This is a genomic window from Indolivaga macrotermitis (assembly GCF_900128985.1).
Taxonomy (GTDB): domain Bacteria; phylum Bacteroidota; class Bacteroidia; order Bacteroidales; family Dysgonomonadaceae; genus Dysgonomonas_A; species Dysgonomonas_A macrotermitis.
Genome location: NZ_FQUC01000011.1, coordinates 1 through 18,081, shown reverse-complemented (window position 1 = coordinate 18,081; position 18,081 = coordinate 1). Strand labels below are relative to the sequence as shown.

Annotated in this window: 12 protein-coding genes; 2 read left to right on the top strand and 10 right to left on the bottom strand. The window is 39.3% G+C overall.

From position 1 onward, the window contains the following. The first annotated feature begins 10 nt into the window (after positions 1 to 10). A complete protein-coding gene (locus tag BUC12_RS13710) occupies positions 11 to 859 on the top strand; it encodes an AraC family transcriptional regulator (RefSeq protein WP_062179169.1) in 849 nt (282 codons plus the stop codon). A gap of 103 nt (positions 860 to 962) precedes the next feature. Further along, positions 963 to 1,577, top strand: coding sequence for a flavin reductase (locus BUC12_RS13705; protein WP_082141897.1), 615 nt, complete (start codon positions 963 to 965; stop codon positions 1,575 to 1,577). A 79-nt stretch (positions 1,578 to 1,656) separates the two neighbouring features. Here the strand turns inward: BUC12_RS13705 and BUC12_RS13700 are convergent, their stop codons facing one another. From BUC12_RS13700 to carA, 10 genes are all read right to left on the bottom strand, one after another. Beyond that, on the bottom strand, positions 1,657 to 2,172 hold the full coding sequence (locus tag BUC12_RS13700) for a hypothetical protein (RefSeq protein ID WP_139262062.1): 516 nt from the start codon (positions 2,170 to 2,172) through the stop codon (positions 1,657 to 1,659). Then, positions 2,162 to 7,030, bottom strand: coding sequence for a DNA repair ATPase (locus BUC12_RS13695; RefSeq protein ID WP_062179174.1), 4,869 nt, complete (start codon positions 7,028 to 7,030; stop codon positions 2,162 to 2,164). The genes BUC12_RS13700 and BUC12_RS13695 overlap by 11 nt, the downstream gene beginning before the upstream one ends. A 98-nt stretch (positions 7,031 to 7,128) precedes the next feature. Further along, positions 7,129 to 7,683, bottom strand: coding sequence for a hypothetical protein (locus tag BUC12_RS13690; RefSeq protein ID WP_062179177.1), 555 nt, complete (start codon positions 7,681 to 7,683; stop codon positions 7,129 to 7,131). Between the two features lie 45 nt (positions 7,684 to 7,728). After that, entirely contained in the window at positions 7,729 to 8,358 is a 630-nt protein-coding gene (locus BUC12_RS13685) for a hypothetical protein (protein WP_062179180.1), read from the bottom strand. Positions 8,359 to 8,429: 71 nt separating this feature from the next. After that, positions 8,430 to 10,616, bottom strand: a complete 2,187-nt coding sequence (locus BUC12_RS13680) for a hypothetical protein (RefSeq protein ID WP_062179183.1) — start codon at positions 10,614 to 10,616, stop codon at positions 8,430 to 8,432. A 40-nt stretch (positions 10,617 to 10,656) separates the two neighbouring features. Then, positions 10,657 to 11,328 carry an OB-fold-containig protein gene (locus BUC12_RS13675; RefSeq protein WP_062179186.1) on the bottom strand — a complete coding sequence of 224 codons (672 nt, stop codon included), beginning with the start codon at positions 11,326 to 11,328 and terminating at the stop codon, positions 10,657 to 10,659. Positions 11,329 to 11,607: 279 nt separating this feature from the next. Continuing rightward, complete coding sequence (locus tag BUC12_RS13670; protein ID WP_062179189.1) at positions 11,608 to 12,444, bottom strand: hypothetical protein; 837 nt, start codon at positions 12,442 to 12,444, stop codon at positions 11,608 to 11,610. Between the two features lie 195 nt (positions 12,445 to 12,639). After that, the gene (locus BUC12_RS13665) at positions 12,640 to 13,197 is read right to left on the bottom strand and encodes a zinc ribbon domain-containing protein (protein WP_062179192.1); all 558 of its coding nucleotides are present in this window, start codon (positions 13,195 to 13,197) and stop codon (positions 12,640 to 12,642) included. 114 nt (positions 13,198 to 13,311) lie between these two features. Continuing rightward, positions 13,312 to 16,530, bottom strand: coding sequence for a carbamoyl-phosphate synthase (glutamine-hydrolyzing) large subunit (carB, locus tag BUC12_RS13660; RefSeq protein WP_062179195.1), 3,219 nt, complete (start codon positions 16,528 to 16,530; stop codon positions 13,312 to 13,314). Positions 16,531 to 16,618: 88 nt separating this feature from the next. Further along, positions 16,619 to 17,689: a glutamine-hydrolyzing carbamoyl-phosphate synthase small subunit gene (gene carA / locus BUC12_RS13655; protein WP_062179198.1), complete on the bottom strand. Its 1,071-nt coding sequence runs from the start codon at positions 17,687 to 17,689 to the stop codon at positions 16,619 to 16,621. Between the last annotated feature and the right edge of the window lie 392 nt (positions 17,690 to 18,081).

Sequence of the window (18,081 nt, the reverse complement as noted above, 5' to 3'; positions counted from 1 at the left end):
AATCTCCACGATGAACGAAAATATCAGGACTGTCGGGTTCAAAACCTTACCGATAGATATAGAAGTTAAGGATATGCAGTTTACGAAGAAAGTTCCGAAACTTCTGGGACAACCTCATAAGGCTGCTTTTTTTCAAGTCATATGGCTTACAGAAGGGAATATCCGTCTACATGTAGATTTTCGGGAAATCGTCATTACAAGTGGCGAACTACTGATAATTGCAGCCGGACAAGTCTGCCAGTTCGATACCGATTGTGAATATGCCGGAAAGATGATTCTGTTCACCGACTCTTTCTTTAATATGACCGAACAAGATTCGAATCTACTTTACACATCCGAGATTCTGAACCCTGTTAATCTAAACAAAACCGTTATACTTAACAAGAGTTTGATAAGCAATCTATTCGCCCAATTAGAAAATGAACTAAAACAGCAGACCGATAGTTTTCAGATTAACATAGCCCAAAGCTTCCTGCGTATTATTATTCTTGAAGCCGAAAGACAGCTTGTATCCACATATCCTCCTACACAAAACAGTCTTGGGCGTAAATTCTATAATGAGGTTGAACGCCGCTTCAAGGAGAATCGTAATATTCAGTATTATGTACAGCTACTGGGTATCAGCGAAAAAGCATTATCTAAAGAAGTTAAAACACTAACAGGTAAAACACCCAAAGCGTACATAGACTACCGTATCACACTTGAAGCCAAAAGACTACTATCATACAGCAACTTATCAGCAAAAGAAATCGGCTTTGAGCTTGGATTCGATGAACCGACCAACTTCAATAAATACTTTCGGAAAAATACAGGATTCACTCCCGTGGGTTTTCGCAATTCAAAGAAACCTGCGGAATAGACCGAGATTTACCACTTTCTGCCGGTTATTTACTACTTCCGTTCAAAACCATAATTGTATTTTTGTCTCTCCGAAATTCAAACCATTTAATATAAATACATAAATGAAAAAGTTAAGTATATTTTTAACAGCAATCCTCCTTTTAATATCAGGTGGTAAAATTTATAGCCAAGCTACTCAGAGCGATTCGTTCACCGATATTTTCAAACAAATAGATGTGAAAGAGATTCCCGAAAATGTTTTCAAGCTTGTAGGTACCGATTTTACAGTTATCACAGCGGGAGACCCTTCTCTATATAATTCTATGGTAGCCAGCTGGGGTGGCTGGGGTATTTTGCTCGAAAAACCGACTACATGGTGTTTTCTCCGATCAAACCGCTATACCCTCGAGATTATGCGCAAAAAAGAAACTTATACTATGACTTATTTCGACGACCAGTACAAAAAAGATTTTATCCAGTTCGGCAAAAAATCGGGACGCAACAGCGATAAAATGAAAGAAAACAATCTGGTCTCAATACAAACTCCATCCGGAAATATGACATACCGCGAAGCCAAATTAGTTATTGAATGTAAACTGACCGAAGTTACAACCGTTTCGCCTGACGATTTCTATACCGAAGCCGGAAAGAAATTCGTGGTAGAAGCTCATGCTGAAACCAATGACTATCACAAAATTGTATTCGGGGAAATAACCAATGTTTGGATACGTAAGTAAAACGTTTTGAATATAATAAATAAAGGATATGCCTGTTTCGTGGCATATCCTTTTTCAGTATTATCTCCGTAAATAATATCTATTCTATATGAAATGTACTTTCTATCAAAGAAAATGAATGCTGCAGTTTCACTCTGCTCTCCGAATGTTTCGTTATTAAAAAAGTCTTTCCACCGTAGCAGAACGAATAAGCATTTCCATAAACGGCAAGATCATTAAGACTTACACTATACTTCCGCATCTTGGCATCATACTCGCCAAAACGGGCAGAAGCTACTGCCTCTGACTCTACTTTATATTCGGGCCCCCAATCTAAAAGATAATTTTCCAGCTTCTTCTCCGGGATATCCACAAAATTCATTATCCATATTTTCATATACAGATCCTCATCATCTGCAATATCAATATAAGAGATATCTCCATTATCAATATTCTCAGTTTCGAGCTTCCACTGTTCCGGAAAATTAAATGATACCCCACCATAGGAGATACGGGGTTTATCAACATTTACTTTACTAAGCGGATTATTTCCGGTACAGGCTGTCAACAAAAGAACAACTGATAAAAAACTTATAAACAAATACTTATTTTTCAAGATCATTATTTTTATTATTCCGAAGAGCAAACTTTATCCCTTCCAGATTTTCATTAAATTCTACAAGTTGAGCCAATACCAATCCTGCCTGATCCGATTTATCAAATCCGGCAAGCTTATTATTCTTATTAAATATTTCTTTAATCTGTTCCCAACGGTCGCGATCACTACCCGACTGTAATCCTGCAATTTCTTTCAATTTCAGAAGATTGGCCTCAGCATCGGCGGTCAGGGTCTGCGACTCACTCTCGTAATGGGACAACACCAAAGCATTTATCTCCTTAGTATTCATCAACGGCACCACCTGTCCTACCATCTTATTCATATCACGGTACGAACCTTGTAACTTAAATGGCGGTTCTATCCGATAAGCATCCTGCATAGCAGCACTCGATATATAGTTTTTATTCACTTCGAGCACAACATTGCGGATAATTATACAATTGCGGACGACTGCGATAAAATCGTCAACATCCTGTTGAGTATGGTTACTTTCCAGATCGGGTAAAACATCCGTACGACTCTCGACATAACTAACAAGGGCATAAAAATCATTGAAACTCTTTCCTGCAACCTTTTGTAAATAAGGATTCTCCACAATTGCATTTTCCAATAAACTTAATCTGAACAGATGCTCAGTCCCTCCTATCACATCGCCCAGGTTATATACATCGGCACGGTTTGCCAACATATCAGGAATCTGGAACTTATCTCCGCTCTCGGTATAGGGATTACCTGCCATAATCACACAGAAACGTTTTCCCCGGAGATCGTAAGTCTTGCTCTCCCCTTCATATATACCATCCATTTTTCGCTGCCCGTCGGCAAGAGAAATGAACTTCTGTAAAAATTCGGAGCTACAATGCTGAATATCGTCCAGATAAAGCATTACATTATCCGCCATTTCGAACGAAAGATTTATCTTTTTCAATTCCTCCCGAGCACCGGAAGTCTTCGCTTCGGTCGGATCAATAGATGTTATCGAGTGCCCGATAGTAGGGCCATTTATCTTCACAAAATTCAGTCCCATAGTTTTAGCCAGATACTCCATCAATGTAGTTTTACCGTATCCGGGAGGAGAAATCAGCAATAACATTCCCATACGGGCTGTCCGTTTATTCTCTCCGGCTACACCTAGCTGTTTAGCCAGATTGGCCCCGATCAGGGGAAGGTATACCTCATTTATAAGCTTATTACGGACGAACGATGTTAATACTTTGGGTCTCAGCTCATCTAACTTCAACGATTTTCGGAAGGCCGTAATAAGCTGCTCCTTCTGCTTAGTAAAAGCATCGAAAGCAGGCACGCTCTTCTCTACAAAATAGCTTAACCGATCGATAAAAGTATGATAATCTAAAGTGTAAATTCCATCTCCGATAACAGTATGGCTACCTCTCAGGTCATCAATTGTATTTTTATCAGGAGCTGTATGAGTATTATATTCCTGTGCTTTCAGTAAAAGCAGGCAAGCGGTTTCTTCTACATATTTTTTATAAGGGGTAAGTTCGGCTGAAAGATCCACAAATGAGTTCAACCAGCTCTGAACCAGATAAAACCGGTCAACAGCATCAAAAGTTTCATTACCGGCGTCACCTTCAAAATTCTCCAACAACCCATTTGTACTCAAATATTTATTGAACTCTCCTCTCAAATAACCGGCTTGCTCGCTACAGGTAAATATCTGCGAATCGGCAAACTCACGGAAAAGGTAAGCAGCTACCTTTTCGACAAATCCATCCGGTACGGAGAAGTATGTATTCCATTGCCCGAACATATCTTTTACCTGAACCAAAACATATTCATAATTTCCCGAATTAGGAAATGCCTTTAATACCACATTAGCGGAGCTTATCAGCTTGAATAGCCGTTCTTTATCTTCCGGCTTCTGCATATACCAGAATAATTGCGCGGCAACCCTTACCCTTGGGGTAAATGCCAGCAATCCCATATCCCGATATAATTTTTGTAATGTTTCGAAAATACGTTTTGCATCAAAATCGTGTACACCTTTCATGTACGATTCCGAATAATTCTGTTCGACACGCCGGGTTACAAAAGCATCTAAATTAAACGCCGGATTTATCTGGCTCTCTACAAAAGCCAGATAAGCCAGATATTCAGCCCTATATACAATATTATTCTCTGAAACAATCTCCTGTTCCCAGATATCGCGGTAGTGATTAATCTCACCGTCCTTCATTTCGTAATAGAAATTAGTTCCGGTCAGGTGGTAAAACAGTTTATTGTCGCGACGTACAATCGTCAGATCCAGCGATTGCTTATTTACCGCAAACTTATGAGAACCAAGTGCTATGATATTATCGCCGTCAACAAACAATTCGGTACGGTCTTTCAATACTCGTAAAGCATCTTCGAGCGAGGTTTTGAGGCTGTTTTCAAGATTCTCTGCTTTCGATACATCTCCCAAAGACTTAAGTTCTTCGACAAGCTTCCGTATTTTATCAACCATCAGGTCTGTAGAGAAAAATGCCTGAATCTCTTCTTTCGATTTGAATGTCTGCGCCTTATTCTCCACATTCTTTAGTACCCGCAACCCTATTTGCTCCAATGACGATGTACGGCGGTTGATCTGCTCTATCAGCTGAGCTTTCTTTCCATCAAATGCCTTGATTACATCGTTTCGTTTTTCGGCTATGCGTAAGATAAAGTCATCAAAATCGGCATATTTACTTTCTAACTCCTCTACCTGTACACTTACTTTCGTAAAATATTCGTCGCACCGCTCGGGCGAAGTAGCCAGTTCCAGATAGTTAACTATACTCTGCTCCAATAAGGTCAGCTGAGCTTTAAAATCGGCTATCGCTTCCTGACTTTTCAGTGAATCGATTTTACGTTTCAGCTGTGCTCTCACTTCATTCAGGGACGAAAATATCAGGGATATCTTTTCTACAATACGGGTTGCCTCTGTCGTATCCTCAATCTTTAGACTATTGAGTATATCTATCAACAGTTCCAATTCAGACGATATCAGTTTGCAATTCTCTTCTATTTTATGGGCATCTATAACCTTGGTTACATTATCAACCTCTGCCCTCTCCTTCTCTACTTTCTGCTCATAAGGTATCAAAGCCTCATCCTTCAACAGAAAAGCGATTGTCTGTGTAGACAGCTTCTGGCTTGCATCGTTTAAGATCCCTTTATATTCGGCAACTTTATCAACATCGATATACTTAACATTACCCAGCTCTATAACTTCACCATGAAGCCGGCGGGTGTCTGCTAATTGTTTTACCAACTGGTCGAGTGTGGAATAACGGGCATTCTTTATTTCAAACAGTAGCTTTTCTACCTTTTCGAATGTATCCCGAAGAGTTTCCTCTGCATGCTTTTTCTGATTCTGTACTTTATCAAACTCATCAATAGCAGTATTAGCTATTTCCCGTATTTGTACTAGAGGTTCGGACAACGAATAGGTTTCTTTGCCCGAGACCCAGAAATAGGCATCAACTATATCGTTTGATTTCTTAACAATATCTTCGTACAAGCCTTCGTAAGAATCCTCCTTATTTATCAGTAATACAACTTCCTGACATTCGGCCATAGCCCGTACAATACTTTTATTTCCTATCTTGTAAAGGAAATTATCTTTCTTACCGGCACTCTCTGTCCATTCGGTCATATAAGGTGTTTGCCATATCTGCACCTGATGGTGCCGGGTAGCTTCTTTCTCGGACCGGAAATAGATAAGAGACCCGTCACCGAAGAAAGTAAAACCATTACAGATAATAGGTGTCTCAACTTGTTGCCGGATAATATTATATGACATCAGAACATAAGTATTACTCTCGTTCTGATAAAAAATATATAAGTAATCTTCGCCATTGGGCGATGCTATCTTCCGGATAAACTCAAGATTACTAAGCTCACTCTCAAATACCTTATGATCGCCACTCTGCAAATAGTAGCCATTAGGGAAGATAATACCTTGCCCTTCAGGCAGCAGCACCCCGGATTCATTCAGGGCATGTATATTTATGACTTCTTTGGTGCGTGTATTGAATACAAATGCCCGGAAATCTTCCTGATAAGGTTTAATACGGATCAGTATGATGTTGCCCAGATCGGCATAGTAATATTCGGCATCGTCTAACTGCTGGTCTTTATTTTCTACCTTCTCGGAATAGATTCCTTTACCTGTCTGGGTATTGTCCTCTATCTTGAACGTAATATCACCACCTAAAGCCTCAATAAATACTTTATCGAGAATAGACATATGCGGAAACGTTCCTAACCGGCGGTCTTCGAGCGAAGTCTTCGTCCACTTAAACTCGTGTTGCGGAGATTTTACGACTTCGTGTATACTACGGTCGTCCTGATAGATCAGCTTATTGTCCTTGATCAGCCATTTAAACGCTTTTGCATCATTTGCCGTCTTACCTGTCTGAAAAATCATATACAGGTAATTTTCGGTCTTACGGAAGCGTGAGAATATAGAATCCCTGTAATACTTATACAGGTTTTTATAATCGTTCAGAAAAGCCTCATCATCAATTATGTCAAGAGGCTGGGGTATAAACTGACTATCCTCGAAACGATAAATACTGAAAACATCGCTGAGTTGTATATCGGAACGCAAGCCGAAATGAACGTTATAGGCAAAAATACAAAGATTACCCAAAGCCATGATTCCCCGGGCAACACAATTATTGTCGGTATCGATCCGCTGATTAGCCAACAGAGAAAACTCACTTGACGTAAATACTTCTTTACGTGCATCGTTGAGCGAAGCCAGGCGGTCGAGCAAATCGTCTTTCTGTACCTGCAGACGCTTACGTATTATCTCATAAGTACCCGAGTCGAGAGAATCGGCAGTTTTATTATTTTCTATTTCCTGCATATATCGTTTTAAGGCCTAAAGCCTTTTTATTGATTTTGTAAGTAAAGCAACAATACTTAGTCATATTCGAAAATACATTATCAAATATTTATTATTGCTTATAATTTATCTACATTAACTGTTTCCATCCACTGCAAACCATTTCCATTATTCCGATATATAAATATCCTTCCGGTATTATATTCTGTATTCTTTATATATTCGTTTATGTTGGTGGTTTTATAAATAAGACGTTCGAGAAAAGGCAAGTAGCCTATTTCCTTATATATTTTTGTCGCCACTGTTTCTTCTGTATTATCGAAGGATTCAACATAGCTCCTCACTTTATATCTTCCTTCATCAATGGTTTTATTATAATAATATCCTCCACCGCCGCTATATCCCGACAAACTGAATAGAAAAACCAGCACTGAAATAAGCATGAACGGAGTACATACAAGTAATATGTATATAACTTTCAATATTTTATTTTTCAGTGTCCTCCCCAAATATACCAGCACAAGTACTACCACTATATATATGTTGAAAGAGCAAGCCATATTCAACCAACTCAACTTGAATGAAATATCAGTAATTACACCAAACATGGTTAGTAACAAAACAACTAAACTTGTTACAAATATTTTAGCTCCGTATTTTTTGAACTTATTCATTCTCCAATCACGAAAAATAAGAACCTATTAAATAAAAATTCAACATTACTTGAGTCTCCATCCTTTTTTCTGTAAGTAGGTCTTACAGGTTATGCAAAACTCATCTTCTTCGAGTGTCGGGCTTTTGTATTTCCAGTCCTTCATATAGCAGGTATTGCTCAGGTCGCAATGCCCTAACCCTTCGGTATGAGCCAGCTCATGAATCGCAACCTTAAACATCTGGTTATAATAATATTTTTTCCGTTTCGACAGGCGATGAGTAGATATTATACAGACATTTCCGGGGCTACGTGCCAATCCCATTACTCCATAATCGTAATATCCGTGAGTGGTAGTACTTATATCTTTGTAAGTTAAGCCCAATACTATAGCATCTTTTCGCCTGTAACTCTTACGATACAGATAATGCAGTAAAGAGTCTGCCCGGTATCTGTGCAAAGGTTCGAAATATGCTTTATTATACATTGGTATAGGTTGAGCAACCGATACATTCGGATTTACTTCCTTCAACATTTTAAGTAGTACCTGAGCCTGCTTATCCGGAAAACCGCCTATAGGTTGTATAACTATCGGGCGGGGTTCTACATGTGCAATCTTCCCTTCCTGAGATACATTACCACATGCTCCCCAGAATAATAAGAAGAAAAAGACTATAAACAATGTAAAACCTTTCATCGTTCCCAGACCTTTTATATAAGGAAAGAGCAGCCCGTTAAAATCACGGGCTCTCTTTTATTCCTCGATCCTTATGACAGTTTATTATTGGATATACCCATAGATTTAGCCAGGCTCAGAAGATTGTCCAATACTCCTTTATCCTCGCTATTGGTACATTGGCTCTGCATTTTAAATATCAGCGCGGCAATACTCAGATTCTTAATATCTTCAGTAGAGATTCCATATTGGCGGACAAAATACCTGATACGATCCATTAGTTCGCCTCCGTTTTTACCATCGCCTAATAATGCTTTCTTAATCTGGCTGATATTATCGCTTTCGTTTACCAAACGGTCAAAGCCTTTAGCATTAGATATTTGTTTCACTATATTATCGAAGAACATAGTTTCGCCACCCACAATATCTATATCCGCAGATTTCAATGCTTCGGCAAGCACTTTCGCCTGAGCATCAGCAATTTCTTTCTGAATATTGATCTGTGCCAATTCAACATCTCTTTCCTTTTGTAGCTGTAGCTTGAACTCTTCGTGTTCGCGACCTACTCCGTCCAGCTTTTTCATTGCGTCGGCTTTTTCTTCTATACCCGATGCTTCGGCCAGAGCTTTTTCTTTGGCAACTTCAGCTTCCATCAAGCCCTCTTTACGCTTAGCATCAGCCTTAGCTTCAATTCCGGCAGCTTCGGCAACAGATTTTTTCTCGATAATGCTGGCTTCTCCGGTAGCAGTAGCAAGAGCCTTCTCTCTGGTAATTTCAGCATCAACAAGCCCTTCTTTTTTCTTAGCTTCCGCTTTTGCCTCAATACCTGCTGCCTCGGCTTTGGCTTTCTTTTCTATATTAGCAGCCTCTACTGTACCTTGTTGTTCTGCAGCAGCAGCTTTGGCTTTCATTATTTCAGCTTCAGCAAGACCGTAGGTTGCATCTTCTTTAGCCTGAGCCTCTGCCAATATCTTACGGGCTTCGGCCTGCTTGGTTGATGCTTCTTTCTTGGCATCAGCATCTATCAGCAATTGTTTTGCCTTTTCTTCCGCAGCTTTCTTCTCTGCTTCCGCAGCTTTTACAGTTTCTATCAGTTTTTCTTCCGCCAGTTGCGCAGCAGTAGTAATACCGACGTGTTTCTTACGTTCTACTTCGCGGAATGCTTCTATATCCTTGATATTCTGGGTTTCTTCCACTACGCCTTTTTCAACTTCGACACGCTCGCGAATAACATCCTGAATATTTTTCTTTTCGATTTCGAGTACGCGTTCCTTATCTATTTGTGCCAAAGTAACAATACGTTCACGTTCGGTTTGCTCCAGAGCCCGGTCTTTTTCAACACGTTCGGCTTCAATAGCTTCCGTACGTTGTTTGTTCTTCTCAGCAATAATAATCTGACGAAGTTTGTTTTCTTCCTGAACGGCCAATTGTTCGTCTGTACTAATGCGGACAGTTTCTGCTTTCAGGCGTTCTTCTTCTCTTACTTTTTGTATTTCAGCGCCTTCGCGAGACTTCACGTTATCTATTTCACGGCGTTGCTTTTCCTCCTTTTCCGCCAATTGACGTTCGAGTTCCAGAATAGCTTCACGCGCTTCTACATTTTGCTTTTTGATCACTTTCTCTTCATCCCTGCGTATCTGGTTAGCATTGATGTTTTGTGCTGCGGTAAGTTGTGTTATCTTACGGATACCTTCGGAATCAAGAATATTATCGGGACTCATAAATTGAATCTCGGTCTGTTCCAGATAGTCGATAGCACAGTCATCCAGATTATAACCATTAAGGTCTGTACCGATAATATTGATAATCTCGTCACGAAACTCACGGCGAGCTTCGTATAATTCTATGAAATCGAACTTTTTACCTACGGTTTTCAATGCTTCGGAAAATTTCGCCTCAAATATATTTTTCAGAGTCGAAATATCACTCGCGCGCTCACAACCCAATGTTTGAGCCACATTAATTACATCATTTACCGATTTGTTTACCCGCACGAAAAACGCTACTTTGATATCAGCGCGAATATTGTCTTTACAAATAAGGCCATCGTGCTGCATGCGCTCTATCTCAAGTTTCTTAATCGAAATATCCATAATTTCCATCTTATGGAAAATCGGAACAACATACATTCCTTTATTAAATGCTACACCTGTACCTCCCACTCCGGTACGGACAATGGCTTTCCCCTGTGGGATTTTTTTGTAGAATGAGGCTAAAATGCCCAAAAATAGAAGTAACAGAAACAACCCTGCTCCTGTAATAATTAGTGCTAATTCCATATTTTTTCTAAAGTGTTTATGATATTTATTATTATATTTTTCAGTTTTTAATTACATAATATATATTGCCTTCTTCAGGCATACGTGTTATTATCACATCATCACCATACGATAGTTTTTCGCCCTGCATACTTCTGACATTCAGTTTCATCGGATTCTTCCCGATAAGGAATTCGGCTGCCCCGATTTTCTCTCCATCTATCGTTGATAACATTTTACCGGAACATCCGAAAAAGTTGATCGCTTTTTCTCCATTATAGCCTATATGATGAAAGAACTTCGCTAAAGGTTTAGTAGCCCATCCGGTTAAAATCAGACCGAATATAGCGATCGGTAACAGGAGCAAAGCTGACAACGATCCCCACGACGAAATATCGAAAAAATGAGTAATAAGGAGCGTACTCATCCAGAGGATAAATATAAATACAGTCAACACAATCATAAACGGTACACGACCCAGATTGAGAAAGTGCAACGCTTGCAGAAATGCTCCTCCACCGTCACCTCCAGCATCCACATTCACGTCGTGGTCAATATCAACACCGGCATCTACATCTATATCCACATCGTGAGAGAAATCTATCCCCAGATCAAGGTCGTCCATCCCCAATCCCCCAATGAGTGCAAACAGCCAGTATATAACAATTACAATCATTAATACTGTCGTAATACCATTGATCAATGGATTGAATAGTGTATGCAATATATCCATAAGCTTCGATTTTTTAAGTTACGTACTTTATCAAGAAGACACCACGGGAAAACCTCTAAAGCCCAGATATGACATCAATCTTGAAAATGCTTAACGGAGTGTTGTTTACTTTACCTTTTTAGCAAATATAAACAAATAATATTAACATTACAATAGCGTTTAATACTAAAATACACTTCAACACAACCAGCTTTTTTATAACCCAACATATAATAAAAAAACAAGAAGGATACTTCTTTCTCTATCCTTCTTGTTTTATAATTTAAAATCCTCAATGTATCATTTAGCCGATTTGTACTCAATTTTAAAATAAGAGTCGAGAGATTCACCTATAATATCGCTTACATAAGGAGAAGTATATTTCGTCGGATATCCATTTTCATTATAGGTATATTCTATCTTAAAACCGGGCGCAACTCCTCTCAAAGCAACCTCATCTGATCTATATCCGGCATTTTCTTCCACCGGATTATTATTAAATGTAAATAAGCCTCCTAACTGACTCTGCAAAAACCATTGTGGAGTATTTACATATTTAAATATTCCGTTTTTATCATCGTAAGTATAAGTTGAATAGAGAGAATTAGAAGTATTTTTGCTCTTTATATTCCCATTAGTATCATATTCGAAATTTTCGCTGTAATACACACTGTTATTAGTCCTTTCTTCCAATTGCTTCAACTCCAATATCCGTCCTGATCCATCTATCTTTATTTTCTGATCACCGACCATATACAATCCATCATTTATGACCGTTATCAAATCGCCATTATAGTTATAAGAAATAGTGTATTCTGCATCTATCTTTCCTCCCGTAAACATAGTGTATTGCATTTCACTCACATTTCCATTCGTATTGTAGTTAATCTTATACAACAAGTAGTCATTTGATTTCGAGGATGGCCAGGTTATTTTGTATTGTATCAGACGGTTATTATCATCATATTCATAGCTGGCTTCTTTAATACCTCTATCTCCTTTCACCTTTACCGGTAAAAGTTTAGCAGATGTTCCACCCGGAAAATTATCATTGCTATTATCGTCATCAGAACAGGATAACATCAGAAAACTGAAAGAAAAAAAGCATAGTACTAATAATAGTAGATTCTTTTTCATGGTATAAAATTGTTAAGTTAGTCTTTATAGATGATGTGTAATTTTGTTAAACGTTGCATACAAACATAATAAAAAAGGTTGCCATCACGACAACCTTCTTCATTTATTGATTTTTTAATATCTTACTCGTACTCATTCCATGCTTTGATCTATATTCAATATAATACCTTAACCTTAAAAGTCCATAAAACACATCTACTTATATTGGTCAGGTTTTACTGATATTATAAATAAATGTATTCCAGTCCTATCTCTATATGAATAATTCAAAATTACATTATTATCCCTCAAAGACTTCATTTGAGGATTAGTTTTCGCATTATTAATAAGATTGGGCTCCAAGTAATCTTCTAACGCAGCCACATCAAGTGAATCCTTCTCCCAATTTATTAAAGTATAATTATATTGAAAAGTATTATTCGGAAGCGCGGACGTATTATCCAATCTCGTTTCTGAATCTATCATCACAGGACATGATTTATTTAGTTCACTTGCAGTTTCCATCATAATTTTATCAATAGAAGGAGTCCGGAATAAAAAATGTTGTCCGGCAAACATTATTAATAAACCAATTACTACTCCTAGTATTGACATAAAAGGTTTAGTCTTTTCCTTAATAGAACTTTGCCTGGAAATAGTAGGTGTAACAATATTTTCCTCTACAGGTTTTTCTAGTTCATATCCACATCCAGAACAATACTTTGCATTAACTGGGTTCTCTGTATTACACTTTTGACACATATTCTCTTTCATAGATATTAGTATTTAAATAATAAAAAAGCTGTATTTAATATTCCTAATACAAATATTGGATTAAAACAATATTTTAACCCAATATCTATATTAACAGTATGATCTTTTAATATCTTACTCGTACTCATTCCATGCTTTGATATCCAAATCATCTACATCAAGCGTGCAGAATGCCTGAATAAATGCCGAAGCCAAGCGCGAATTTGTCAGTAACGGTATATTGTAGTCGATAGCTGCACGGCGTATTTTATATCCGTTATCCAACTCACTGCTGGTAAAGTCTTTCGGGATATTTACGACCAAGTCGATCTTCTTCTCCTGAATCATTTCCAATGCTCCGGGCTTCAGGTCTTCTGTAGGCCAGAACACCTGAGTAGCAGGTACACCATTCTCAACTAAGAAGCGTTGAGATCCGCCTGTAGCATACAGTTCATACCCTTTCTGATGCAATAAGCGTGCAGCTTGCAGAAGTTCTACTTTCGATTTAGCCGGTCCTGTAGAGAACAATACTGTTTTCTTCGGTATACGGTATCCTACCGAAAGCATCGATTTAAGCATAGCGTCGTAAAAATCGTCTCCTATACATCCTACCTCTCCTGTTGAAGCCATATCTACCCCAAGAACAGGGTCTGCCTTTTGTAGACGGGAGAAAGAGAACTGCGAAGCCTTGATACCGACATAGTCTAAATCGAAGGCATCTTTATTCGGCTTTTCGACCTTCTGTCCGAGCATTACTTGCGTAGCCAGTTCAATAAAGTTTATCTTCAAGACCTTAGATACGAAAGGGAACGAGCGCGAAGCACGCAGGTTACATTCTATCACTTTGATTTCGTTGTCACGGGCAAGGAATTGTATATTGAATGGCCCCGATATATTCAGCGCCTTAGCTATTTCACGGGCAACCCTTTTCACCCGTCTTACTGTTTCCACATACAGACGTTGTGCAGGAAATTGTATTGTAGCGTCACCCGAGTGTACTCCGGCAAACTCCACATGTTCCGATATAGCATACATTACTATCTCTCCGTTCTGAGCGACAGCATCTACTTCTATTTCCTTCGCATTTTCGAGAAACTGAGACACCACTACAGGATGTTTCTTGGAAACTTCGGCAGCTAATCCTAAGAAGTTTTCCAGCTCTTTGTCGTTAGAGCAGACATTCATCGCTGCACCAGACAGTACATATGATGGGCGTATCAGAACCGGATATCCTACTTCGTCTACAAACCCTTTGATATCTTCGAGCGAAGTCAGTTCCTGCCAACGTGGCTGGTCTACTCCGATCTTATCCATCAGGCTCGAGAACTTATGGCGGTCTTCGGCATTATCTATACTCTTAGCAGTTGTTCCCAGAATATTCACCTTTGCATCATCCAGACGGATAGCAAGGTTATTAGGTATCTGCCCTCCTACCGAAAGGATAACTCCGTGAGGATTTTCCAGTTCTATGATATCCATCACACGCTCGTATGTCAACTCATCGAAGTACAGGCGGTCGCACATATCGTAGTCGGTCGATACAGTTTCGGGGTTGTAATTGATCATCACCGAGCGGTATCCTTCTTTACGAATGGTTTGCAAGGCATTAACCGAACACCAGTCAAATTCTACGGACGATCCGATACGGTAAGCCCCCGATCCGAGCACTATCACCGAACGATGGTCTCCTAAATATTTCACATCATTGGCATGTCCGTTGTAAGTAAGATACAGGTAATTGGTCTGAGCCGGATACTCGGCCGCCAGTGTATCTATCTGTTTCACAACGGGAACAATTCCGTTTTGTTTACGGATAGTACGTACTTCGCGTGCCACACTGTCAACCAATGTAGGCTCTTTACAAACCGTTTTCGCAATCTGAAAGTCAGAGAATCCCTGTTGCTTAGCTGTGCGAAGTGTTTCGAGTGGTAATGATTGTATATCATCGAACTTTTTCAGTTCTTCCGATTTCTGGAATATATAGTGCAGTTTCTGTAAGAACCAGCGGTCTATCTTTGTCAGTTCGTGAATCTGCTCGATGTCATATCCTTTGGCAAATGCCTGATAAATACAGAAAATACGCTTATCGGTAGGATTCCTTAAAGCATTGTCCAAATCTTCCACATCCGGAAACTTATTTGCTGTAAATCCATGCATACCGATGTTAAGCATACGAAGTCCTTTCTGAATGGCTTCTTCGAAACTACGGCCGATAGCCATAATCTCACCAACCGATTTCATACTCGATCCGATCTCTTTAGATACTCCATGGAATTTACCTAAGTCCCAACGAGGTATTTTTACTACTATATAGTCGAGTGCAGGCTCAAAAAATGCGCTTGTCGATTTGGTCACCGAATTTTTCAGGTCGAAAAGGCCGTATCCTAAACCAAGTTTAGCAGCAACAAAAGCGAGCGGATATCCTGTTGCCTTAGATGCCAGTGCCGAAGAACGGCTCAAACGGGCATTTACTTCTATCACACGATAATCTTCCGATTCGGGGTCGAAGGCGTATTGCACGTTACACTCCCCTACTATACCGATATGGCGAACGATACGGATTGCTATTTCGCGCAGTTTATGATATTCTGTATTAGTCAGCGTTTGTGATGGCGCAACTACGATACTCTCTCCGGTATGAATACCGAGCGGATCGAAGTTTTCCATATTACAAACAGTCATACAATTGTCGAAACGGTCGCGTACTACTTCATACTCAACCTCTTTCCACCCTTTCAGCGATTTTTCAATCAAAAGTTGTGACGAGTAAGCCAATGCTTTTTCGGCTAAAGCGCGAAGTTCCTGCTCGTTATCACAGAACCCCGATCCTAAACCTCCGAGCGCATACGCTGCACGCACAATTATAGGATAACCCAGTTCGGCCGCAGCTTTTACAGCATCTTCGATAGTACCTACAGCTTCACTTTTGATAGTTTTCACATCTATCTGATCGAGTTTCTTCACGAATAATTCGCGGTCTTCGGTATCCATGATAGCCTGAACAGGCGTTCCCAATACCTGTAGGTTGTATTTTTTCAGGATTCCCTGTTCAAACAGCTGTACTCCACAGTTCAGTGCTGTTTGTCCTCCGAATGCCAGAAGTATTCCTTCGGGTTTTTCTTTCTGAATCACCTTCTCCACAAAATACGGAGTAATAGGCAGGAAGTATATTTTATCGGCACTTCCTTCCGATGTTTGCACTGTTGCAATATTGGGGTTGATAAGTACTGTCTCTATACCTTCTTCTTTCAAAGCTTTCAGAGCCTGAGAGCCCGAATAGTCAAACTCGCCTGCTTCCCCGATTTTTAAAGCTCCGGAACCCAGTACTAATACCTTTTTTATATTATTGTCCATTTTAAATCTTTAATGAAATAAGTTAAACCTAGGTCTCAGACCTATTTATATCTTTAAATACTTACAATTACTCGAATATGTAGAGATATTATAATTTATCAAAAAACATATCGAATAAGAAATCTGTATCAGTAGGTCCGCTGGCAGCTTCGGGGTGAAACTGTGCAGAAAAGAACGGTTTAGTCTTATGCTTGATTCCTTCGTTCGTACCATCATTCAGGTTGATGAATAAAGGTTCCCAATCGGCTCCCAGAGACGAGTTGGATACTGCAAACCCATGATTCTGAGATGTAATGAAACAGCGTGTCGAGTTCACCATTTTTACCGGTTGGTTATGGCTACGATGCCCGTATTTCAATTTATATATGGTAGCACCTCCGGCTTTTGATAACAATTGGTTACCCATACATATCCCACAGATAGGTTTATCTCCTTCCATTGCTTTACGGATATTTTGTACCGTTGCTTCACAAAAATCGGGGTTACCGGGGCCATTGGATATGAACAAACCATCCCATTCCAGTTGGTTAAAGTCATAATCCCAAGGCACACGTATCAGTGTTATATCCCGTTTAAGCAGACACCTTATTATATTGTGTTTAACACCACAGTCTACCAATACCACCCTTTTTTTACCTGTTCCATACGTAATTACTTCTTTACAAGAAGCTTTTGCCACTTGATTCTCGAGGTTCGGATCCAAAAAATCGATTTCATCTTCGCGTCCGAAAACGATTTTACCTTTCATCGAGCCTTTCTCACGAAGAAGCTTTGTCAATTCCCGGGTATCTATACCATATATACCGGGTACATTATTCTCTTTTAGCCATTCACCTAAGCTTTTCTTGGCATTCCAGTGAGAATATTCGTGTGAATAATCGGAGATAATCAACCCGTTAACCTGAATTCGTCCCGACTCATAAAAGTTAGAAATACCATTGGTAAAGGTATTTTCAGGTACACCGTAATTTCCTACAAGCGGAAAGGTGACTACGAGTATCTGCCCCAGATACGAAGGGTCGGTCAAGCTTTCGGGATATCCGACCATCGCCGTACTGAAGACTACTTCTCCGGCCGACGCGTTTTCGGCACCGAACGACCGTCCTTCAAAGATCGTCCCATCGTCAAGAATTAATCGAACAGGTTTGTCTGTCTGCATCTTACAAATGAATTATAAAAGGTAAATAAAAAATTACTAGTCCAAGGGGTAGGTAAAAAAAAGGAACACGATACTAATATCTGTTCCTTTTTTGCTTTAGAATATATTTTTACTTTGTCAATCATCAAAATATAGTTTCAAATACCCTATGAATATCTGAGTTACAAAGATAGAAACTAATATTGAGAATAAAAAGTTATTTCGGATGTAAAAAATCATACATTTCGATACAATTTGCATATAAGTTCTATCTATATTGAAATGGGACACTCAGCATTCCTGCCTACCATATATAATTTTACCTCTTAACCTTACTGTTTCTGAGCCTTTCTATTCGCCTCCGCCGTTTCAATACACCAGGCAATGGCATTAGCAGCAAACACCGCATTGTG